The sequence below is a fragment of the Roseiconus nitratireducens genome, from assembly GCF_008629675.1.
In the GTDB taxonomy this organism is placed as follows: Bacteria; Planctomycetota; Planctomycetia; order Pirellulales; family Pirellulaceae; genus Stieleria; species Stieleria nitratireducens.
On sequence record NZ_VWOX01000009.1, the window covers coordinates 190,255 to 213,991 of the forward strand.

A 23,737-nucleotide genomic window follows, 5' to 3' on the forward strand; every position below is an offset into this window, starting at 1 on the left:
CCCGTGTCGATTCCGGGCCCGCTCCCGGCTCGGCAAACCTTGGCAGACGGTCCGCTAACGGCCGATTGGACGCGACGGCTAGCAGAGCGGTGACTCGCCAGCAGCATTCGATCAGGGCTCGAACATCCGCCCATCTCGCAGGCAGTCCGCCAATCGTCGGTAGACCGGCCGCAGTGCGGCAGCCCCCGAGGCATCTCCAACGGCGTTTGCAATCCGCGACGCCAACGTGCCCTGTTCCAGAATGACCTGCAACGCCGGGACATGGGGGTCCAGCGAAGCATTGGTCCCGGCCAGCCGTTCAAGCAGGACCCGCCACAGTTCGCCGGCCCGACACTCGGATCCCCCCATCCCGAACGCGTTCAGGAATTCGCGGTCATCGATCGACGCATTTTCTGCATCCCGGATCACGGCGTCCAGAATGCTGCGGAGCGTTCGGGTCGGAATCCGGTTGCGTTGATCGACCGGCACCGATTTCGGATCGAGGACCAATGTCCGCAACACCGCAATGACCAGGGCGCAGATCGCCATGTCGGCGGCGGGACATTCCTGGACGTCCATCACGCGGATTTCAATCGACCCGCGGTCAAACCGGGCGATCGCCCCACGGGCGTTCAAAAAATCTTCCTGCAGCACCTGATCGGGATCGTGTGGACGGATTTCCGCGCCAATTCGTGAAAGGATCTGTCTCCGATACTCACGTTCCGTTCCCAAGGGCTCGGGAATCACATCGCCGACCAGCGACGGCAACCGCCGGCAATGCCCCGAATAGTGCTGCAACCGATTGTCTCGGACCGTCGTCAACTGTCCGTCGACGATCGGAGAACTGGCCGCCAAGGCCGGCAGGATCGGCAAGATCAACCGCACCGCCGAATGCAGCCGGCCGAATTCCTGGTCGTCGGCGAACGGCAAATTCAAATGGACGCTTTGGACGTTCGCCCATCCGTGGGAGCGGCAGTCAAAAATGCGATCGAACGCCTGGTAGATCTCGTGGTTCTCATGGGGCCAAAGAACCGTCTGCGACGTCGGATCCATCCAGGGGTGCATCGCGGTGGGCAACAGGGACAATTGCAACTGATCCAAAACCTGCTGGATCGATCTGATGGCATCGCCCGCCAACGTCGCAAATCCGTCCAGCGACTTGATCGGTCGGGTGCACTTCAGCTCCACGACGTGCGCCGTCAATTCATTGGAAAGCGTGACCGGACCCAGCTCGCAATCGCTCGTCGTCGCCGCTCCCCCGATCAGCGCCAACAATCGATCGGCGACGGGCCGGACCTCCAACGTTTGGCGATCGACCAACATGTACTCCATCTCGACGCCGTAAGCGTCGAACAGGTGATAACGACCATCAGACATGGCGAAGGTTCAATTCAATCAAGTGACAGGTCCATTCAGGAGATCATTTAGCAAGCAACAGCCGACGAACGGCATCACGGTGAAGTCGCCACGTGAGCCAAGTATGAGGGGCCTGGCATCTCCACCGTCTGGCGACGGTGGCTACATTGAAGGCAAACTTCGCCGTCTGGCGACGGTGGCTACATCGAAGGCATTCCCCACCGTCTGGCGACGGTGGCTACATTGAAGTTCGTGGTCGATGAGATCCCGGCTTGACCTTGGCGTTGTTCGTTTAACATTCAGGAGGATTCACCCTCGATGCTCATCCCTGCTTGGCAGCTTCGATGCGACGCACAAACGATTGCATGATGCGCCGGTACAATTCGTCTCGCAGAACGGCATCCTCGACACCGGAGTCCAGGTTCGGATTGTCATTGATTTCGATGACATAAAAATGACCGTCGATCTCCTTGATATCGATTCCGTAAAAACCGTCCCCGATCAGGTTGGCGGCCTTGGTTGCGATGGCAACGGCTTTGCGTGGCGCGGTTTCCACCGGCAGGGTTTCGCACTTTCCGAACCGCGGCTTGGAACTGCCCCCGTTATGCTTGGCAATTTGCCAGTGTCCTCGCGCCATGTGGTACTTGCAGGCGAACAGCGGACGTTGATCCAGCACACCGATTCGCCAATCGAAATCCGTGCGAACATACTGCTGGGCAATCACCAGCTCGGAGCCGTCAAAGAATTCGTTCAGCCGATTCATCAAATCATCCGCGTCCGTTGCCTTGACCACTCCCTGCGAAAACGCGCTGTCGGGTCGCTTCAAGACACACGGAAACGAAAGAGATTGCGACACCTGGTCCACGTTGCCACGATGCACCACGGTCGTCTTTGGCACCGGGACGCGGGCCCTGGAAAGTAATTCGGCCAGATACACCTTGTTGGTGCATCGCAAAATCGATTGGGGGTCGTCGATCACGATCATCCCCGCTGCTTCGGCCCACCGGGCGAGTCGGTAGGTGTGGTGATTGACCGCCGTTGTTTCCCGGATGAACAACGCATCGAATTCCAGCAGCCTGCCGGCGTCCTGTCGTGTAATCAGCTCGGCGGAAATCCCCTCGTTGACCGCCGCCTTGATCAACCGTTTGAGTGCCACATCATCCGAGGGCGCCAAATCGCCTTCCTCCGGATTGTGCAAGATCGCAAGGTCATAACGCGTCGAGCGTCGTTTGGGGCGGTGCACCGAACCGCGGGCAAAGTGACGTGCCGCGGCTTCGGCCACAAACTCGCGATGGCTGATCGGCACGGAGTTGAGTGCGATGGCCGAGGCCCGACGCAGGCGCCAGCGTTCGTCACGGCGGATGAAACGAAACCGCAGCAGCGGAGCTTGAAACAAACCGTACAGTTCTTTGCACAGGCGATCGTAACGGCGCGCCAGGTTGTCTCCGAAGTACACGCTCAACGTGAACTCATCCCCGGCGAGATTGCGGAGCGAAGATTGGATCAACTCTTCCAAATGCTGCGGGACCAGGCGAACGGCCGAGGTTCCATGCAAGTCCTGAATCGTCAGCACGTCCGGAATCGGGCGATGCCCGCGGGCTTCGGCCAACAATGACACGTAATAGCCCATGCTTTGATACGCGTAGGACCGGCTGAGGTTGTAGACGCGTGTCCGCGGGCGAAGTTCTGCATGGGAAGTCGCCACGTAGTCGCGTGGATCGATCTTTCGCACGCCGTCGAAGTCGCCCAGCCAGTCGTCGCCGGATTCGGCGATCAAAACGGCGTTCATTCAGTGAGATGCCTTTGGCAGCAAATAGCAGTGCAGCAGTGAGTCCGTCACGAAGGGCTCGGATCACGGAAGCTTCCATGGTCACCGGAGCGTACATTACGTCCGGGAGAGATTGTCAGCAAGTTGGCATCGTAGGTCACGATGCCAAGCAGGATTGCGGACGCCACACGGGACAACGTGGTCGCGTACTTGTTGGCCGGAGCCAACGGATTGGGGTGCAACGGATCGGCGACCAACACCGACCGGGTGGCGGGGTCGTAGCCGTGCAGCACCACGAAGTGCCCCGTCGGGTCCCCGACGATGTCATCTGGAACGCTGCGGATCTCGCCGTTCTTTCCCACCAGGATGCGTTCACGCGGTTCATGATAAAGGTAGGTGGCGCTCAGCCCACACAGAATTGGTTTACCAGCGGTCAGCGACGCCGCGATCAGATTCTCGTCCAGCGGTTGCATCCGCACCCGCCCTCCAAGCCGCAGGAAGTCAACGAAAGCAGCGGTGGCCGCGTGCAGCCGCGTCTGATCTAAATCGGACCGGTGCCCCTTGGCCTGAACCTGCAGCCCCAGTTTGGCGGAAAGGTCGACCGGCGACATCATGTTCCCGCTGAGATCAAACCAACTGGGATCAAACAGCTGCACGTTGTACGTCACGATCTCTGCCGAAAAGCCACGTCGCAAGGCGTCGCATGCCAGATTCACGGCCAAGGTTCCCCCGCCACCCAGCTGACCGATGTCCCGAATCAATTGGTTCAGCTCGATCGAGAACCCCCAGTAGGCGTAGACGGCGGCCAGACACGTGGGGCCACACGTCGTATCCGACGGTTGCGTCTGGATGTCCAGATCCAGCGAGTGCTTCATCGCGAGCCTTTCCAACAACGGTCCTGAAAACTCATCGGCTCCGCCACCCACCACAACGCCGTTCTTCTAGCTGGCATGGAGATCCAGGCTCCCCTGGCAACGGGTCTGCGTCAATCTTATTCGTCGGAATCGTCGGGTGCTTCCCGATCCGTGAAATTGGTCGAACCATTCCGGTGGGCCCGCCAGGCCAGAAAACTGACCAGAACAAAAGACCAAGGCAAGACGACCAGACTGTAGATCCGCTTCCACATTGAAGCGTCTCCCCACCCCATTTCATCGGCAATCGTCAAACCGGTGTAGCCCACAAACAACACCAACATGCCAATTCCTTCGCCCCGCGTCACTTCGGCGTCGCTCCAGAACACGGGCCAACACAGCAGGGCGACAAGCGTCATCACCATCAGATCAAACCGCAACACACTTTCGGTCACCGGTACCCCAACCGGGGAAACCGCAGCGCCAGTCGCCAACACCAGCATCAGGTTAAAAACATTGCTGCCCACGACGTTCCCGACCGCGATGTCACGCTGCCCTTTGGCTACCGCCACGGTCGACGTGGCAAGCTCCGGCAGAGAGGTTCCGCCGGCGACAATGGTCAGCCCGATCAAGATTTCGCTCACACCAAAACTGCGGGCGATCGACGAGGCGGCCTCGACGAACATCTGCCCCCCAAACACCAGAGAGCCGAAACCCACGACGACCAAGATCAAGCTGACCGGAATCTGCCGACGCCGCGAAATCAAGTGGGGGGATTCTGACGGGTCGGCCAAGTCGTTGCCCTGCTTGCGGCCGGCACGCACCAACCACCCCGTGTAGAGCAGGAAAACGACGAGCAACGACACCCCCTCCGCCCGCGACAGCCGACCATCAGCGGCCAACGCCCAAACGGCGATCGAAGCGATCAGCATCAGCGGGACGTCCAACTTCACCAATTGCGATGAAACGCGAAGGGGAGTAATTGCCGCGCACAGTCCCAGAATCAGCAGCAGGTTGAAGATGTTGCTGCCGACGACGTTGCCGAGGGCGATTTCCGAACTGCCTTTCAAAGCCGAAACCGACGAAACCGCCAACTCCGGGGCACTGGTCCCAAAGGCGACCACGGTCAGCCCGACAACCAACGGGGAAATCCGAGCCAGGGCCGCCAACACGACGGCACCCCGGACCAACAATTCGGCGCCGAGCACCAACAGCCCGAGTCCGACAATCAGGTAAACGTAATTCATGGCGGGGGAAGAATAGGAAATCCCGTCGCCGGAGAGAACTCCCTCTGTTCTCGAAATTTCAAATGACCTGCGGCGGGTGGCTTGCCGATTGGAGCCGATTGACTGCGTGACACGGCAATCAGACCTCACCGGGCAATGCGAGCCGCCCGACGTTCAAACGTCTCTCGGCGGTTCGCCGGCCAATCCGCTCGGCCCCAGGGCGCGGTCCATGCGTTCGACAACCTCTCTCAACCTCGCTTCGTCACCTCCCTGAACCTCGGCGGTCGCCCAACCGGTAAACCGAATCCGACGAAGTTCCGTCCGCACGGCCGCCCAGTCAATGTCACCCTCGAACAGGTTGCAATTCTTTCCCACTTGCGAGTCGTGCCCCTTGGCATCCAATTTGACGATGCGTTCGCCCAACGTGCGGATCCAGACATCCGCGCCGCCTTTGCTGTGGTGATTCCCGATGTCGAAAAACGCGCCCACCCAGGGATCACCGATTTCGTCCAGGTAGTCGGCCCACTGCTGCGGGTGTTCACAAAAACCGTTGCCGACGTTTTCACACAGAATCCGAACGCCCAATTTTGAGGCCAAGGGCAACGCTTTGCGAATCGCATCGATCGAACGCCGCCACACCTGATCATGGTTCTCATCGACGGGATCGGTCACTTTCCCGACCACCTGCAGGATCGAAGAGGCTCCGACGGCGTGGGCAAACCGGATCGCCTCCAACATCACGTCGAGCGACTGTTGCCGCACCGCCGGGTCGCGATCGGACAGTCGCTGTTTCCAGTGAACCGCATTGTTGACGTTGTGAATCATCAACCCGGTTTGCTTTTGCGCCTGCCTGGCCTGGTCGACGTCGAACTGATCGGGAGCAAACAACGAAATGCCGTCGAAACCCGCCTTCTTCGCCATCAGAAACTTCTCCAGCAACGGCTGGTTGCCCCGAATCATCGAAACCTTGACCGCCTTGAAAACTGGCAGGTCGATGACGGCTTCCCCCTGTGTCTGAGACGACTCATCGGCCCACATCGATGTGGCGATCGCGGCGGATCCGGCGGCCGCGCAGAACACCCGTCGTGATAGACGCCCGTCTGAATGTTCGCTCATAGCGTCCACCCCGCTCGATACTGCCGCTTCAGGAAGGGTTCCGGGTCGCGTTCGGTTCCGGACGCAGACATGCTTTCGGTGTCCCAATGCAGTTCGCCGCCGGCGCGGTACGCGACGTTCCCCAAGTGATTGGCCTCCGTCAACAAGCCGGCATATTCAAAATTGCTCAACGTCGCCGGGCCTCCTTTGCACGCGTCGATCCAATCCTGGTGATGGCTTTGCGATCGTGGCAGGAAGGGATCGGGTCCCTGAAAATCGACAAACTTTTGTTCGGGCAACAACACGTGTTTGCGGTAGTCGGATAGCAGCATGCCTTCATCACCCACAAACAAGTGGCCGTCGGACCATTTCGGGATCTCACCACGCTTCCATCGGTCGGGCTTTTCCAGCCCCTGATACCAGGTCAGCTGCAGCGGCGTGCGATCGCCACCGGATTCGTACTGATAGGTGACCTGCATCGACGCCGGGGCAATCTCCGGATGCGGTTGGGGACCACGCGCCTGGATGGTCTTCGGTGCGTTCAATTCCAACGCCCAGAACGGCAAATCGATCCAGTGACTGCCTAAATCTGACATCGTTCCATTGCCAAATTCCCACCAGCGATACCATTTCGGTCCGGGAAAAAAGTCGTTGCTGAAGGGTCGATCGGGCACGGGGCCGAGCCACAAATCCCAATCCAGATTCTTCGGTACGGGATCCACCGATGGTTTGCCCAGAATCACGTAGCGATCTTTCGCCTCCCGCGCCGCCGACTCGGTCGGATGCCAGCCCCACGCCCGCGAAACCCAAACATGCACCTCGCGCACCCGTCCGATCGCTCCCGAGCGAATCAGTTCGACCACCCGACGGTAGTTGTCGCTGGCATGCATTTGGGTCCCCATCTGCGTGGCGACTCCGGCATCGCGGGCTGCCATGCGGATCACGCGAGCCTCTTCGACGTTGTACGTCAGCGGCTTCTCGCAGTAGACGTGCTTGCCCAGCTGCAGCGCCGGAAGCGTCGCGAATGCGTGCGTGTGTTCGCAGGTACTAACGATCACCGCGTCAAACTCGTTGGAGCGATCGAAGAGTCTGCGAAAATCGACCTCGGTTCGTGCGCCGGGATATCGATGGGCGGCCGCGGCCAGATTCGTCCGATTGACGTCGCACAACGCCACGATGTTTTCGGATTCAACAGACTGGCTGTTGCGAGCGCCGCGTCCCCCCGCGCCGATCACCGCGACATTCAATTTGTCATTCAAGTTCCGGCCACGCAAAATGGCCGGTGCCGACAGCGTGGCCGCGGTGGCCGTCGCCGCCGCAGCGGATCGCCGAACAAATGACCGGCGATTGAGTTTCAAGTTGCCCATACAGCTGCTCCGGTGGGTGGCGGTGGGACCGGTGGGTCGCTGCGAAACGCGCACCGGGACGGGTGGGAGGAATCATCAATTCTGTGCGATCGATCAGGCGGAAGCAAATTTTTCCGCATCGACCGGGATCGCACTGCGTCGGCTACTTGCGTTGCTTACCTTGGCCGGCCTGATAACGTTCCTCTTGCTCGCGGACATCGGACAAGCGATGGGGCTTCAAGCCACAGGCCCAGTGAACTCCGGCGGAAAGCAACGCTTCGAATTCGGGCTGGGAAAAATCATCGGGATGCCCCAGCGAGGTGTAAAAGGACCGTCCACCGTCACTGCGGATAAAGGTCCACGCGATCGGTTCGGCCGGTTCGTCCGGGACTTGGCCTTCGGCGATCACGAACGTTCCGGCCGCCAACGGTGAAACTTGATACAAGGATCCGCCCGGCTGGATCTGAGTGACTTTCGTGGCATCCAGGATCGCGTGCCGGACATCTGCGGCCGGCTTCAGAATCTCCGCGGTCAACTGGTTCCCGTGGTGGTTGGTGTAGTGTCCGCCGAACACCTGCGCGTCGAACTCGGGCCACACGGCTTGTCCCGGCGGCGGCTCTTTCCCCCGCAGCGAAAACGCGTGGCTGGCCGTTCGAATTCCGATCACGGGCTTTGCCTTGGAAACAAACTCCCGCAGGATCGCCAGCTCGCTCGCGGCAAGCGCCCTACGACGTACGCTGACCAACAGGGCATCGGCATCCCGGACCGCATCCAAACCGACGATCTGATTGCGATCCTGTTCACTGCCGAACAACGTTTGAACGCTAAAATGTTGGCTCAAGTGCTTGGCCGCAAAGTGCGGCAGCGTCGCGGCCGTTTGGTATTCGTCTTCCGCGATCAACATCACCAATTTGAAGCGGTCGTCTGCCGAGAAACGAAATGGCTCGCCGCCCAATACCTGGCTGCTGGCAATGGTCGGACAAACGTACCGCTCAACATGATCGATGATCAGATCGGTTCCGGTGAAATGGCTTGCGTAGGGCCAGGCACGGGGGTCGTACATGGTGTCGGTCAAATCACGCGCAAGCACGACATTCTTTCCAGCCGAAGCCAGGCGGCGAAGACCGAACGGACGTCCCAACACGCACATGTTGGTGTGCACGCCGACCAGCACCACGTTGTCGATTTGATTGGCGGCCAGAATGCCCCAGATTTCACTCCCCCGGTCACTGATGTAGTCCTGCTGCGGGTCGATCTGGATCTCCGCCACTTGCCGCAACCAGGGCGCACGTGGGTCCCGTCCTTCGGCGGCTAACCGTTGGGCCCATTGGCGATGTTCCAACAGGTCGTCGTCTTCACCGCCTTCGGATTGATCGATCGGATAGGCCGCCCGCTCTTCGCTAGGAATCTGATCGCACCAGGAATCGATTTCATCGGGATAGGATTCCAGCTTGGGAACCTGGAGGGAACGCAGCCGCGACGGATGCTGTTGGTAGGCATCCATGCAACTGCTGGGCGCATGAATGATGGTCACGCCTCGTTCCCGTAGCGATCCACAAAACGCATCAATTCGCGGCGCCAACTGGGCAACGCGCCGGACCGCATTGACACAGTGGTGTGAATCCCACATGTCGCACACGATCACCGCCGTCCGCTCGGATACCCAGCGTTCCTGTCGCTGCCGTCGGTGAAACCGTGGCGAATCAGGCGAAGTCGGCGACTGGAACTGCAGCGTCAGCTCCAGCGGCTGGGCATGGGATGCGGCCGGGAAGACCAACAGTCCACACAGACACAGCAGTAGTGCCATTGGCATCGACAACTTTTGAGCACAGGATCGTTGAGCAGGATGTCGACCGTTGGGGAATCGGATCCGACACGGCGTCGTGTTGGCAAAATCAAACAGAATGCACATGGCTCGATGGGAGGGTTGGATCGGTGGGGTGGTGGGACGTGGGCAGGAGGAGGACTCCGCGCGATCTGACAGGGCGAGATCAGCTTGCTGGACGGCGCCACTTTGCGTGAGCCGCGTGGCGCTAGCCGCGGGCATTCTCGCAGCAACCGGCGGCTAGCGCCTTGCCGCTCATTGCACTGCACATCAAGGTGTTTTTGATTGAGAGGGGCTTGATCCCGCTAGTCTATTCGATCGGCCGCGCCGGGTTGTGAATCGGTCCCAGATTCCAATCGCTTCGGACCGCGGCGAAATCGCGTCGAGGTATGATGAGACGTTGACTGACCTCGTCCTTCGCTCGTGTTCTCTCCGCCCGGTGATTTCGTGAAGCTTTGCCTGAGTGCCCTTACAGTCTGGATGTGGTTCGCGGTGGCAACATGCAGCGCCACCGAGACGTCCCCTTGGGACTTAAACGCGTGGCACCAAGTGCCGCCGGTCCAATGGCTGGATGATTCATCCCCCGTCCGATCCCTGCTGTTTGAAAGCGTGCCGTATGAAGGCCACAAGACGCAGGTGTTCGCATTCTACGCCACGCCAGGTTCCGTTAGCGGTGACCCCAGCAAGGACGTCAATTTGCCCGCGGTCGTGCTGCTGCACGGCGGCGGCGGAACGGCATTCGCCGAATGGGTGAACCTCTGGGCTCGCCGCGGCTACGCAGCCATCGCGATGGACCTCTGTGGCAATCGCCCCGAAGCCCCCCACTACGCCGCGCCAACCGGCGAATTGCTGACCACCGCGATGGTTCCACGTCAGCGGTTGGAGTTCGGCGGACCGGCGGAGGGTCCCGTGGGAAAGTTTCAGAACGTCGGCGGAGACGTGACCGACGACTGGCAGTACCACGCGGTCGCCGCGGGAATGTTGGCCCATTCACTGATTCGAAGCTTTCCCGAAGTCGATGGCGAACGGACGGCCGTGACCGGCATTAGCTGGGGCGGTTACTTGACCTGCCTGATGGCGTCGTTGGACGATCGCTTCAAAGCGGCGGTGCCCGTCTACGGTTGCGGTTTCCTGTCTGACGGCGAGTCGGTGCAACGCAATCAGATCGATGCCTTGCCGCCGGAAAGGCGCGCCCAATGGATTCGTGATTACGATCCCTCCGCGTGGCTTCCGCGATGCCACACGCCCATCTTTTTCGTCAACGGCACCAATGACAAGCACTATCCGCTGCGAAGTTATCAACGCACCTATTCGCTGGTCCCCGGTCCACGACAATTGCGGATTGAAGTCGGAATGAAACACGGCCATCCGCCCGGCTGGGCGCCAAAAGAGATTGGCCTGTTCGTCAATCACTACTTGCGTGGCACGCCGTCCTTACCGAAGTTCGGCCCCCTGGTCACCCGCGACCGGATCGCAACTGCGTCGATCCAATCCCCCGTTCCTATCCGTCGGGCCCAGTTGCACTTCACCATCGATGGCGGAACCCTTGTCGATCGCACCTGGACCAGCGTCCCGGCAGCGTGCGACGGTTCCGAAGTCTCAGCCGCAGTCCCGGAAGCAGCACAGATTTGGATGCTGTCCGTGACCGACTCACGCGACGCGATGGTCAGCACCGGCGTCAGCTTCGCCCCGCGGGCCGATTGACCGGCGCGATCGGACGATTGGAGGCGAGTAAAGCAAAACGGCAGGCCCCGCAGTCGCAAAGCGACGAAAGCCCCCTGCTGTCGGCGCAAGCCGACGGAAACGGCATCCCCCAAAACACCACCGGCCGCGAAGCGGCGACAGCGCTACGAGGGTGGTGGATCCTTGGCGTCAGAACCTTTCTCGGACGACGCATCGTTTTCCGACGTCTGTTCGGCTGTCGGGCTCGGTTCCTGCTCGGCTTCGGCGGCGGGCTGAGTTCCGCTGGCGGCATCGGGCGAGAAACTTTCCTCCCCCTGGCCTGTTCCCGCACCGGCCGTCTGCATCCCCACTGCCGAATCCGTGGTTTTCCATTCGGACAGTCTTTGGAACACAACGAAGAACGTCGGGACGAACAACAGCGAAAAGCAGGTGGCGGCAATCATCCCGCCCACGACCGCATTGCCGATCGCTTGACGGCTGGCGGCCCCCGCACCGGAAGCGACCAACAGGGGCAGGAAGCCCAAGATCGACGAGACCGCGGTCATCAAAATGGCGCGAAACCGCAGCCGGGCCGCGTTCACCGCCGCGTCACCGATCGGCACGCCGTGACGACGTTGTTCACGAGCGAATTCGACAATCAGAATCGCGTTCTTGCTGGCCAGCGCCACCAACAACACGATCCCGATCTGCGTGTAGGTGTTGTTGTCGGCACCGCGGAGCACCAATGCCAGCACCACCCCCAAGGCGGCCAGCGGCACCACGGCGATGACCGCGGCGGGGCTGGTCCAACTTTCGTACTGCGCCGCCAACACCAGAAACACGGCGACCACCGCTAGAAGCAGGACCAGCGCCTGACCTCCGCTAGCAACTTTCTCCTGATACGAGATCCCCGTCCAGCGAAAATCGAATCCGGCCGGCAACCGCTCGTCAGCCATCTGCTCCATCAGGGTCAGTGCCTGTCCCGAACTGGTCCCCGGGGCGGGTGCGCCGTTGATGGAGGCGCTGGGGTAAAGGTTGTAGCGACGCACCACCGTCGGCCCAAATGCGTCGCGTACATTGACGAGGGATCCCATCGGAATCATTCGCCCCTGGGTGTCGCGAACGTCCAGATGAGCGATGTCGTCGGCGGAGACACGAAACTCCGACTCCGCCTGGACACGAACCTGGTAGGCACGATTGTCTTTCATGAAGTCGTTGACGTAGGCCGATCCCAGGAACGCCTGCAGCGTGCCGAAGATGTTTCCCAGGGGAACATCCATGGTCTTGGCTTTGACGCGATCGACATCGGCGAACAGCTGGGGTGCGGAAGCCCGAAACGTGGTGTTCAGCCCGACCAGTCGTGATTGACCGTTCCCGGTCGCCACCAGATCTTCCGCCTGAGCCTGCAGGGCCTCGTACCCTTGGCTGCCCACGTCCCGCAACTCCATCTGGAAACCGCCCGCGTTGCCCAGCCCGTCAATCGGCGGCGGGGCAAACGGGAACACGATGGCATCTTGGATCATCGCAAACCGCTCGCGGAGATGCTTCTGGATTCCTTCGACACTTTCATCAAAGCCTTCCCGCTGCTCCCAAGGATCCAACACCAACACCGACAGCCCCAAATTCGAACCCGCATAGCCGCCGATCAACGAATATCCCGAAATCGAAACCGTATCCTTCACGCCAGGAATCTGCTGATAGATTTCATCCAGTTCAGCCATCACTTCCTGGGTACGCGAGGAAGACGCCGAATCAGGAAGCTGGCAATTAACAAACAGATAGCCCTGATCCTCCGACGGAACAAAACCGGTCGGCAGCGATTGAAAGGTCAAGCCTGTCGTGGCAACCAATCCCAGATAGACCAGCAGGACGACGGTGACCAATCGAACAAAGCGTCCGATCACACCGGAGTAAATCCCGGTTGCACCATCGAAGGCTCGGTTGAACCAACGAAAACCGATGAACTGTGATTCCGTCGGGGCACGCAAAAACACGCCGCACAACGCGGGGCTGAGGGTCAACGCATTGACCGTGCTGATCAACACGGCTGACGAAATCGTGATCGCAAATTGGCGAAACAGTTGCCCCGTGATCCCGCTCATGAAAGCACTCGGAACGAAGACCGCCAGCAGCACCAGCGTCGTCGCGATCACCGGCCCGGTGATCTCTTCCATCGCTTTGACGGCCGCCTGCTTGGGCGAGAGCCCGTCCGCCAAGTGGCGGGTCGTGTTTTCCACGACCACGATCGCGTCATCCACGACGATCCCGATCGCCAGAACGATGCCGAACAGTGACAGCATGTTGATCGAGAAACCGATCGCCGCCATCACCGCAAAGGTCCCGATCAACGAAACCGGTATCGCCGCGACCGGAACGATTGTTGCTCGCCAGTCTTGCAGGAACACGAAGATCACGGCCACCACCAGCAGAATTGCCACCGCCAGCGTCGTGTAGACCTCTTGGATGGACGCTTCGACGAATCTTGTCGAATCGAACGGGATGTCGTACTCCAAACCCTCCGGCCAGCTGGACTGCGAACTCAGTTCTTGCATCGCTTCCCGCACCAGTTGCGCCGTCGTCACCGCGTTGGCATCGGGCAACTGGTAGACAGCCAGGGAAGCCGACGGCTTGCCGTTGAACTTCGAATCAAACTGATAGGACTTTCCGCCCAACTCGACCCGGGCGACATCGCGCACCCGGAGGATCTGTCCTCGTTCGCCCGTCGAGACAATGATGTTCCCAAACTCCTTCACATCGGCCAGGCGTCCCTGGGCCCGCACCGGAAACTGAAAGGCCGTTTGGTCCGGCGCCGGTGGGGCGCCGATCTGGCCGGCCGCCACCTGGACGTTCTGCTCGGCAATCGCGTTGACCACGTCCGACGTCGTCAGCCCACGTTGTTTCAATTTGCGGGGATCCAGCCAAACCCGCATGCTGTAATCGCCGGCGCCGAACACGGTGACTTCGCCGACGCCGTCGACTCGGCTGAGTTCGTCCTTGATCCGCAATGCGTAGTTGCTCAGGTACAGCGGCGACAGATCACCATCGCTGGAGGTCAATGCGACGAATTGAAGGATCTGGGTCGATTGTTTCTTGGTTGTGATCCCCTGCGCACGGACTTCGCTGGGCAGCTTGGGTTCCGCAATCGCGACCCGGTTTTGGACCAACACCGACGCGATGTCCATGTCGGTGCCCACCTCGAACGTGACGGTCAATTTGTAGGAACCGTCGTCCGCACTGGTGGAAGACATGTACAAGCTTTTTTCGACGCCGTTGACCTCCTGTTCGATCGGCGTCGCGACCGCATCGGCGATCGTGACCGCATCCGCACCAGGATAAACCGCGGAAACGGAAACGGTCGGCGGGGCGATGGGCGGAAACTTGGCCACCGGCAAGGCACCAAACGACACCACCCCGGCGATCACGATCACAATCGAGATGACGGTGGCAAAGATCGGCCGGTAGATAAAAAAACGCGACATGCTGCGGCTTCCGATTCGGTGCGATCTTGCCTATTCGGCCTGCGGGGAAGAAGCCGGTTTCGTTGGGGGCGTCGTCGACGGTGGGTCAGACGCGTCCGGCTGCGATTCATCGTTCCCCGATTCCGAATCCGCACCGTCCGACGGCGTGTCCGGAGCGTCCTGTTGGAAGTCTGACAGCTGCGAATCGGAAACGCCTCGCAGCACCTGGCTCTCATCAAAATCCAATTCGATCAATTTGGGGACGACCGGCGCGTCAGGAATTGCCCGCTGAATCCCGGACAAAATGACTTGGTCGCTGGTCGACAAACCGCTCTCGACCATTGCCCAGCCGCCCACCGTTTCGGCAACCGAGATGTCTTTCTTGGCCACCCGGTTGTCCGCACCGACGACCAACACGTAGGGTCCAGACGGACCTCGCGAAATGGCAGATTCCTTGATCAGCATTCGCTCGACCTTCTCAGGCATCGCCACACGAACGCTCACAAACAGCCCGGGCAGCAGACGCTTGTCGGAATTGTCGAACACCGCTCGCAGTGCCAACGTCCCAAAATTGGGATCCACGCCGGCCTGGTCGATGTAGTCCAACGTGCCTTTGAACGGATAGCCGGTGTCGGTCTCGCGTTTCAGGAAGACGTCGTACCGGCTCCAATCTTGTGATTCCGGTTCACCGCCGGGACTCGATTTTCGCCGAGCAGCCATCAGCTCCAACAGCTGACGATCGCTAATCGTGAAGTTGGCGTAGATCTGAGACGCATCCACGATCCTGGTCAGGACCGTGCCAAACTCCACCAGGTTTCCCTGTTTGATTTCCGTCTTGGTGATTCTGCCACCGATGGGCGCGGTCACCGTCGTGTAGTCCAAATCGATTTTGGCCCGGTTGCGATTCTCCGTCGCCACCCCCAGTTCGGCCTTGGCTGCTTCAACGTTCGCTTTGGCCGCCGTGACCGCCGCCCGCCCCGATTGGGCGTTGGCCAACGCCTGGTCGTACTCCGCCTGCGACGCGGCTTGGCGTTCGAGCAGCTTCGTGGTGCGTTGGAGTTCGTTTTCGGCCTGATCCAGAGTTGCCTGAGCCGTTTCGACCGAAGCCTCCGCCACGCCCACGGCGGCCTCCGCCGCATCAACGGAGGCTTTCAGGGCGTTGAAGTCCGCTTCATATTGATCCGGTTCAATCTGGTACAGGGTCTCCCCCTGGCGAACCTCTTTCTCAGGATCGACCATCACATCGCGAATGAACCCCTGAACCCGGGCCCGCACCTCGGCTTCCCGCACCGCTTCGGTATCCCCGGTGGACTCCAAAAAGGGAGTCAATTGAGTCTTAATCGGTCGTGCCACCGAGACCGTCGGGGGCGGCGGCGGCTCGTAAACGTTTGACTGTCGACGGCAACCAACGGCGGCGAGGATCAAAACGATGCACAGCGGCTTCATGCGACGGAATCTTGCCATCAAAGCTGTGTCCCAAGGTCAGAAACCGGGCAGAAGAATTCCCGTCAGTATACGAAATTATCTCGGCACCGGAATCAGCCTCAATGCCGGCTGATCGTTCGCCGGCTGTTCCGGAGACAGAATTTCCGTGGACGCGATTGCCTGGGGACGGGTTTGCCGGCAGACGGGTTTGCCGGCAGACGCTGCACGACGCCGCGTCGATTCACCGCGTCGCTTCCAAGTCAGCGACTGCGGACTTCAACCGCGCCAGCCCGCTCGGGTTTTCCGGCAATGGCTGTGGCTTGATGGCCGGTAACAGTTTTTCCCAAACCAGATTCAGTTGTCCTTGAAGATCGCGACTGTTGGCCGTCATGGCCACGACCACTTGCTGATCCGGCAACACCACACAGAATTGCCCATCCTTGCCATCGCCCCGGTAGGCATCGTGACGACAGCGCCAGAACTGGAATGCATACCCCTGGTCCCAATCACTGTCCGGGTTGCTGCCGTTGGAAACCTGCTTGGTGGTCGCCAATTCGATCCACGCTTCAGGAATCAGTTGCTCTCCCTGCCATCGTCCTTTCTGTAAATAAAGTTGTCCGAATTTGGCGATGTCTTCGGTGCGCAGGAACAACCCGTAACCACCGATCGAGATCCCCTGGGGACTTTCGTCCCAGCGAGGATTGGAGATACCCAGGGGGTCGAACAATCGTGGCTTCAAATAGTCCAGCACGGTTTCGCCGGTCACTTTCTGAACGATCGCCGACAACATGTACGTCGCCGGTGTGTTGTAACGAAAGTGGGTTCCGGGCTTGTGCGGGACGTCCTGATTCAGAAATGAATCCACCCAAGGCTGGTCGTCGCCCAACGAGGGCGGATCCTGGTGACCGGTCGACATGGTCAACAAATCACGAACACGCATGGCCCGCAAATTGGCCGATGGCTGTTCCGGTGCCTGGTCGGGAAAAAACTCCAACACGCGATCGTCGATGCTCATTTTGCCCTCGGTGACGGCCAGACCAACCGCCGTCGACGTAAAACTCTTGCTTAGCGACCACAGGATGTGTGGTTTCTCGGCGGATTCGGGTTTCCACCAAGCCTCGGCGATCACCTGGCCGTTCCGCAACACCATCAAACTGTGCATCGAATCAACCTGCTCGTCGGCCGCCTGGACCCATTCGCACAACCCGACCGAATCGACGCCTTGAGATTCGGGTGTACTGCGGGGCAAAGCCATCGTTCCCGGCGCCTGCTCGGGTGTCGGGGCGGGTGTCTGAGCTTTCTCTTGGCCACAGACCTGTGATGCGAGCCCAAAACCAAGCAGAAAAAACGCGGGCATCAAAAAACGGAGTCGGCGTGACATCGGACGGTCCGGGACGGGAGGGAAAAGCGAACGGCGGCAGCGAACTCGCTGGCCGGAGCCGATTATAGAGAGCCGATCGGCTGGTCGCGTGTGCCCGACAAAACGTCGCTCGATCGCGGCTGGCCGCGGACGGCGCGCCGGCGGGGTGAGGCGAGTCCATCCCGACTCCATCCCAACGGATCCTGCTACCGCTTTGGCACGCGGGCTGCAAAGATGGAGTGGATCACCGGAGTCCTCAAGATTCTTTCACGTCACCGATTCCCCACAGCACCGTTTCAACGCCACCACAAGGAACCTCCAATGCTAGGCAAGTACCTCCCCCGCACCGCATCCGACACCGCACCAGCCCGTCCGGCATCGGTGCCGCCCTTGGCGACGGCGATCGGGTTTTCTTCCTTGATCGTCGCGGCAATCCTGACCTTCCCTGCTTCCGCTTTCGGACAGGAGCAGGAAATCGACGATTTGCCGTCGATCAGCGTCAGCGGCGAGGGCGAAGTTCAATCGAAACCCGACATGGCTGCGATCAGCGTCGGCGTCGTCACCGAAGCCGAATCGGCCAAGCAAGCTCTGGAAGCCAACAACGAAGCGATGCAACGACTGTTTGAATCGCTGGATCAGATGCAGATCGAAGACAAGGACCGGCAAACGGTTCGATTCGACATTTCACCGCAATACCGTCGTGAAGATCCTCGCCGACAACAGCTGCAGCAAGACGACGCATCACGCCAACCGCGAATTGTCGGATACCAGGTCACCAACCAATTGCGGATCAAGGTCCGCAGGATTTCTGAATTGGGCAACGTGTTGGATGCCGTCGTCGCCGCCGGCAGCAACCGAGTCGAAGGCATTCAGTTCGCCGTGGACAACCAAGACAATTTGCTGGACGAAGCGAGAAAGGCCGCCATCGAAGACGCCCGTCGCAAGGCGCAGCTGTTCGCCAAGGCCGCGGACGTTTCACTGGGCCGCGTGCTCCGCATTCAGGAACGCGGCGGTGCTCAACCGGTCGGAGGGCCAAGGATGATGATGATGGCCGAAGGCCGGTCGACGCCGATCGCATCGGGTGAACAAACGATTTCCGCCCAGGTCGACGTCGTCTTCGGATTAAAAGAATCGCGTTGATCGGAAATCAATCGCCGATTCCGTTTTCTGCAGTCGAGTTGCGCAGCAGCAGTTCATAGAACCGCACGATTTCGGCCAAATTGTCGACCGCGAGGCGTTCGTTGACTCCGTGAATCCTGGCCATGTCCTCTGATCGGACACGCATCGGGATGAATCGGTAAATCTTGTCCGTGACTCCGTAATACCAAGAAGAATCGGTGGAGACGGAAGTCAGACCGGCCGCCACGATCACGTCCGGAAAGACTTCATGAATGGTCTTCTGAAGCGTCGCGAACTCTTCGCATTCGTCGGACGATACCAATTGCCCCTTGATATCCTGCCGGATCGTGCATTCGATGGCTGGGCTACCGTCGTGTAATTGCTGGTCTTTGGTGATCGCCAATAGATGGTCTCGCGCATCTTCTGCGGTGTCCCCAGGCAGCAAACGCACGTTCACCGTCGCCTTGGCCCACGCCGGAGTCACGTTCGGCGGATTACGAGTGAACAGTTGCGTCACGTTCATCGTCGATCGGACAACGCCTTCCGTTGACGGTTGACGCGAGAATTGCCAACCGATTAATCCGTCAAACAACCAGCGGTTTCCCAACACCGTCCGCTGCAACAGCGGCATTTCCGGCGCCAGGAAACGAAACAGCGTGGCCGTCGCCTCGGTCACCCGAACAGGCATCGGTTGGTTCTCAATGCGACGGATCGTCTCCGAAAGCTGGGCGACGGCACTGCGGCCCGGCATCGAACCGTGACCGCCCTCCCCGTGGGCGACGATCTCCAGATCCGCCCAAGCTTTTTCCGCAATGGCCACGAAGGCAACCGGTCTTGGGGCGCCCGGCACCACGCCGTCCAAAATCGCGCCGCCCTCATCCAGGATGTAGGCGAATCGAATCCCCTGATCGGCGAATCGCTTCGCCATCACCGCATTGCCCTGCTCGCCCCCGATCTCTTCGTCGTGTCCGAACGCCAGGTAGACCGTTCGTTGCGGGGTGAATCCGTCGGACGCCAATTGTTCGACGGCGGACATGATCGCGATCACACCGCTTTTGACGTCCAAGGCGCCCCGCCCCCAGACGTATCCGTCGGCGACCTCACCGGTCTGGTACCCGTGAATCCACTCCGACGCGGTTTCTTCACTGACCGGCACGACGTCCATGTGCGACATCAACAGAATCGGATCCAACGATTCATCGGTTCCCTGCCAGCGGTACAGCAAGCTCAACTCGCTGACCGTTTCCCGCTGCAGTGACTGATGCGCATTCGGAAAGCGATCCTGCAAGATCTGGTGCAACCGCAGAAACGCGTCGGGATCCATCTTGGACCGATCGTGGTAGGAGTAGCTTTGGACGGCAAGAAACTCCGCCAGGATCTCGGCGGATTGTTCAGGGCTCATGGCACCGGTCTTCATGTCGGGGGCAATCACCCGTTGCTGTTTGGATGGTAGACGAAATGCGTATCCGACCAGACCAAGGGCGATGACGACCAGCGTCACGCCAATACCGATCAGCCACCGCCACAATCGGCGTGTTTTTTTGAACGCTTTCATGATCAAACGACAAGAATTGGCTGCTGCAACGCATCGGCCATTGTATCAAGTCGTCCCGTGACGGACCGATGCGGGTGAAAAGACAGCGTGAGTGGCTGTTGCGACCACCGGCTTTAAGGAGCCTTCCGCGGCGGAATCGATCCAGCTCCGGATCGGCCAATCAGCGTTCGGACGCCGGCAGCGATTCGATACGAAGCTTCGAAACGAGAAACGATGCCCCATGGTTGGCTCCGATGACGAATGCCGGCTGCGGCGTGGCCGACCAGCCACCGGCCATTTGCAAGCGTTCCGGGTCACCATCCCACCGGACGATCAATTGGTCATCCAAATAGTACGTCAATCCGTCGGCGCAAACATCGACGGCGAACCGGGACGGCGTTTCGGTCCCCATCGCATCGTGCTCGGCGACGGCCGCCAGTCGCCCGACGGCGTTGAACCCAAACCCCAATTTCGAAACGCCAGCACGCTGCGAATCGAGCAGGACAAAACATTGGGACGTTTGCCCGATTGGCAGGAACATCACCAACGGCCCACTCCCCCCAAGCCGGCGCACCTCACCGGTGACCCGATAATCCGGTTGCACGGCCACCGGAATCAAGAGCTTCGCGGGGGAACTGTCCGGCACCAGCAACGTGCCGCCTGACAATTCCCAGCCCTCGCCGGTCAGCGCGTGGATCGCCGGGTCGGTCCTGCCAAGCAAATCAAACGGAAGCTCTCCGGGTGAGATCAATGAAATCTCCGGGAAAGTCACACCCGCGTTCGCCTGCATCAAGGACAAGCTCTCCGCCGGACGGCGGTCGGGCCGCAACATCCAGCCGGCGGCGGCGACGAAAGCAATCAAGGAGATGGCGGCCAGCCAACGCAATCGGGTACTGTGCTTGCGGGATTGATTCTGGCACTCCATCTGGATCGTGGTCACACCGGACAGCATGCTGCTGTAATCGCGTTGGACCCGATTCAAATCCGACAGCAGTTCCCCGGCATTGGCGTAGCGTGTCTCCGGCGTTTTGGAGAGCATCTTCTCGAAGATGTCGTCAAACTCTCTCGGAACATCCAAAGCCGCCACGGACAGCCGTGGGATCTCTTCCTCGCGATGGGCCACCAAACGCTCCAACACGGTTTTTTCGTGTCCCCGATAGGGCGGATTTCCGGTCAAGAGAAAATGCAACGTGCAGCCGAGTGCGTACACATCCGCCGACGGTGTGACGGAATGGGCGTCGATGGCTTGCTCGGGAGCCATGTAGTCGACGGTTCCGATGATGGTCCCGCCATGGGTGCAATCGACATCCGTTTTGTCATCGTCCCCGTCGACTTCGTGCGGATCAAACTTCGCCAGACCGACGTCCAGCACCTTGACGGTGCGATCGGGGGTCAACAGCAGATTGGCAGGCTTGATGTCCCGATGAATGATGTTTTGTCGATGCACGTACTTCAGGCCTTCGGCCGCCTGAATGATGACGCCCAAGGCATCGGCAAACGTCATCGGCCCGTGCTGGCGGACGTAGCTGGAAAGCGTCGTTCCCTCCACGTACTCCATCACCAGGTAACAGTGCTCGCCGCGATATCCGGCATCGAGTGCGCTGACGATGTTGGGATGCACCAGTCGTGACAGTGCTTCCACTTCGCGCCGAAACCGTTGGTCGGCCTCCTTGCTGGCGTCATCGGCCAGCGTGAACTTCACGGCGACCTCCCGCTGCATCAGCGTGTGGCGGGCTTTGAAGACGCGTCCCATGCCGCCTTGCCCGATCTTGTCGATGATCAGGTAGTCGTCCAAGATCAACTCATCCGACTTGCCTTCGTGGACCGCGGCGGCCTGGAAATCGGTCAGACTGCCCGACTGGGCCAACTGGTCCAGGACGTAGCGATCGGTTTCAGAATCATCGCCCGCTTGCTCCTGGTCCAACTGCGAACGGATCCGATTCAGTTCGGCACGGGTGACCAGCCCGCTCTTGAGCAACAACTCGATAAAGCGGTGCAATGGTGAATTCATCAATCCGATCCGTCGTGGGATTCATTTGCCGTCGGCGGCGGGATGCGACGCAATTCTCTGCGAATGGCTCGTTCCAGCGGACTGTCCACACCGGAGTCCAGCGCAAAACCGGCGTCCGCGGCGGCCGGCGAACCGACGGAGGAATCCAACTGCATTGAAAGAGGCTCCGGGCCTTCCTCTTGAGGATCCATCGGTCGTCCAAAGGAGGAATCCAATTGGAACGCGGCGCGCGCGTCGGCCAAGGCATTCGCCCCGGCACTGTCCAGCTGCAACGAAGCAAGCATCGAAGAATCATTCTCCAACGCCGCGACGTTCAGATCAATGAATTCCGCGGCGGTCAAGCCAAATTCCGGTGCGCGGCTGTCGCCCGCGATGGCTCGCGGCGATGGCGTGAACGACGGCCCTTCCACCTCGCCCGGGTCACGATCCTGAGACGCTTCGAATCGATCCAGGTCGAACATGGACACGGCGGCCGCAATCTTTTCGTATTCCAACGTCAAACGCTTCCAGGGCCACAGGTCGTACAAATGGTCACGGCTGGCGGCCAGATTTTCGATGCGACGGTCCACGTCGCCGGGAGCCCCACGTCGATGGTAGCTGCCCTTGGTGGCGGACAATTCGCGCCGCAACCGCAACAAAACCGGTTTGATCTCCAACTCGGCCAGGAGTGGCAACCAGTGCTGGAGGGTTTGCACGAAACGGGGATCCTTCAGAGCCCAGGGCATTGGAAGTGCCCCCAGCGCCTGGCGTGCCGCCGTCGTGTCCAACTGACCGCCGTCGATGACTTGTCGATTGAGCTTTCGGATCTCGATGTGCTCGGCAAACACCTTGTCCACCGGACGCCCCAGGTTCCATCCCAGTTTCTGCAGCATCCGGGTAACGACCGACGTGCCGCTGTGCCCGACCGCCAAAACGATCACCGGCGGCAGCAACGTTGCATCGTCTTCGTAGTGATAGGGTAACACACGCTCGTAGTGCTCCACGCCCCTGGCGTTCAGGTAGGCACGGAAATAATCGGCGGCACGACGGCGGTACTTCAAATAATGCGTCGGCCGCCGATCGGGAACGTGATAGATCTTTGGCAACGAACAACTGGCGACACGCCAACGACGCGCCAGTTTGACCTCGTAGAAGAACGGACAGTGCTCGCCGATCTTCAAGGCGTCGACCCAGCGATGCTCGCGCAGCATCTCCCGCCGGAACAGGGCAAAATTCCACACCATGTCGCACAGTCGATAGGGGATCCCACACGGCGTGACGGCAATCCGATGCGGAGCCTCCCGCACGCGCATCGTCGTTCGGCACACTTCGATGTCCAACGCGTAGCACGTCACCCGACCGTCACAGCCCCGAATCGCTCCTCCCGCCACGCCGATCTCCGGATCCGACCGCAGCACCCGCCAGAGCGGTTCGATGTCGGTTTCGTCGGTGAACTGAAAGTCGTCCTCCAGCACCAGCAAGAATTCCGTCTCCAACGCATCAATCAACGCGTTTCGGGCGCGGGACAGCCCACAATCAAACGGCAAATGCAGGACCTGGACGTCGTCGGGCAACGTCGCATGCTGGCTGCCGTTGTCGGCCACCAGAATCCGCACGTGGGGATAGCGCGTCCGGATCGATTCGATCAATCGCCGCAGCAGGCGAGGACGATTGAAGGTGGTGATGCCAAACGTGATCGATGGCATCGAAGCAGATGAAGTCATGGTGTCAGCTCAAGGAGGA

General features: G+C 60.2%; 15 protein-coding genes. 2 read left to right on the forward strand and 13 right to left on the reverse strand.

Features of this window, described 5'->3' with window-relative positions:
* Nucleotides 1–111: 111 nt before the first annotated feature.
* From FYK55_RS16600 to FYK55_RS16630, 7 genes are all read right to left on the reverse strand, one after another.
* Nucleotides 112–1,356 (reverse strand): carboxylate-amine ligase, encoded by a 1,245-nt coding sequence (locus tag FYK55_RS16600; RefSeq protein ID WP_150077554.1) that lies wholly within the window; start codon nt 1,354–1,356, stop codon nt 112–114.
* Nucleotides 1,357–1,657: 301 nt separating this feature from the next.
* Complete coding sequence (locus FYK55_RS16605) at nt 1,658–3,124, reverse strand: RimK family protein (protein WP_150077555.1); 1,467 nt, start codon at nt 3,122–3,124, stop codon at nt 1,658–1,660.
* 47 nt (nt 3,125–3,171) lie between these two features.
* A complete protein-coding gene (locus tag FYK55_RS16610; RefSeq protein WP_150077556.1) occupies nt 3,172–3,978 on the reverse strand; it encodes a hypothetical protein in 807 nt (268 codons plus the stop codon).
* 116 nt (nt 3,979–4,094) lie between these two features.
* Entirely contained in the window at nt 4,095–5,201 is a 1,107-nt protein-coding gene (locus FYK55_RS16615; protein ID WP_150077557.1) for a calcium/sodium antiporter, read from the reverse strand.
* A gap of 153 nt (nt 5,202–5,354) precedes the next feature.
* On the reverse strand, nt 5,355–6,296 hold the full coding sequence (locus FYK55_RS16620; protein ID WP_150077558.1) for a sugar phosphate isomerase/epimerase family protein: 942 nt from the start codon (nt 6,294–6,296) through the stop codon (nt 5,355–5,357).
* On the reverse strand, nt 6,293–7,642 hold the full coding sequence (locus tag FYK55_RS16625) for a Gfo/Idh/MocA family protein (RefSeq protein WP_150077559.1): 1,350 nt from the start codon (nt 7,640–7,642) through the stop codon (nt 6,293–6,295). The genes FYK55_RS16620 and FYK55_RS16625 overlap by 4 nt, the downstream gene beginning before the upstream one ends.
* 142 nt (nt 7,643–7,784) lie before the next feature.
* Nucleotides 7,785–9,434: a ThuA domain-containing protein gene (locus FYK55_RS16630; RefSeq protein WP_235908750.1), complete on the reverse strand. Its 1,650-nt coding sequence runs from the start codon at nt 9,432–9,434 to the stop codon at nt 7,785–7,787.
* A gap of 504 nt (nt 9,435–9,938) precedes the next feature.
* On the opposite strand from FYK55_RS16630, the gene FYK55_RS16635 reads away from it, so the two are divergent.
* Complete coding sequence (locus tag FYK55_RS16635) at nt 9,939–11,150, forward strand: alpha/beta hydrolase family protein (RefSeq protein WP_161604563.1); 1,212 nt, start codon at nt 9,939–9,941, stop codon at nt 11,148–11,150.
* Nucleotides 11,151–11,293: 143 nt separating this feature from the next.
* Here the strand turns inward: FYK55_RS16635 and FYK55_RS16640 are convergent, their stop codons facing one another.
* The 3 genes from FYK55_RS16640 to FYK55_RS16650 form a co-directional block, all read right to left on the reverse strand.
* Entirely contained in the window at nt 11,294–14,587 is a 3,294-nt protein-coding gene (locus FYK55_RS16640) for an efflux RND transporter permease subunit (RefSeq protein ID WP_150077562.1), read from the reverse strand.
* 30 nt (nt 14,588–14,617) lie between these two features.
* Complete coding sequence (locus FYK55_RS16645) at nt 14,618–15,919, reverse strand: efflux RND transporter periplasmic adaptor subunit (RefSeq protein WP_161604564.1); 1,302 nt, start codon at nt 15,917–15,919, stop codon at nt 14,618–14,620.
* A 313-nt stretch (nt 15,920–16,232) separates the two neighbouring features.
* Complete coding sequence (locus tag FYK55_RS16650; protein WP_235908752.1) at nt 16,233–17,372, reverse strand: serine hydrolase domain-containing protein; 1,140 nt, start codon at nt 17,370–17,372, stop codon at nt 16,233–16,235.
* 300 nt (nt 17,373–17,672) lie between these two features.
* Here FYK55_RS16650 and FYK55_RS16655 point away from each other — a divergent pair, with 300 nt between their 5' ends.
* A complete protein-coding gene (locus FYK55_RS16655; protein WP_161604565.1) occupies nt 17,673–18,491 on the forward strand; it encodes an SIMPL domain-containing protein in 819 nt (272 codons plus the stop codon).
* 7 nt (nt 18,492–18,498) lie between these two features.
* On the opposite strand, the gene FYK55_RS16660 is transcribed toward FYK55_RS16655, so the two are convergent.
* From FYK55_RS16660 to FYK55_RS16670, 3 genes are all read right to left on the reverse strand, one after another.
* The gene (locus tag FYK55_RS16660; RefSeq protein ID WP_150077565.1) at nt 18,499–20,025 is read right to left on the reverse strand and encodes a M20/M25/M40 family metallo-hydrolase; all 1,527 of its coding nucleotides are present in this window, start codon (nt 20,023–20,025) and stop codon (nt 18,499–18,501) included.
* 160 nt (nt 20,026–20,185) lie between these two features.
* Nucleotides 20,186–22,015, reverse strand: coding sequence for a serine/threonine protein kinase (locus tag FYK55_RS16665; RefSeq protein WP_150077566.1), 1,830 nt, complete (start codon nt 22,013–22,015; stop codon nt 20,186–20,188).
* Nucleotides 22,015–23,718, reverse strand: coding sequence for a glycosyltransferase family 2 protein (locus FYK55_RS16670; RefSeq protein ID WP_150077567.1), 1,704 nt, complete (start codon nt 23,716–23,718; stop codon nt 22,015–22,017). Before FYK55_RS16670 ends, FYK55_RS16665 begins: the two co-directional genes overlap by 1 nt.
* Between the last annotated feature and the right edge of the window lie 19 nt (nt 23,719–23,737).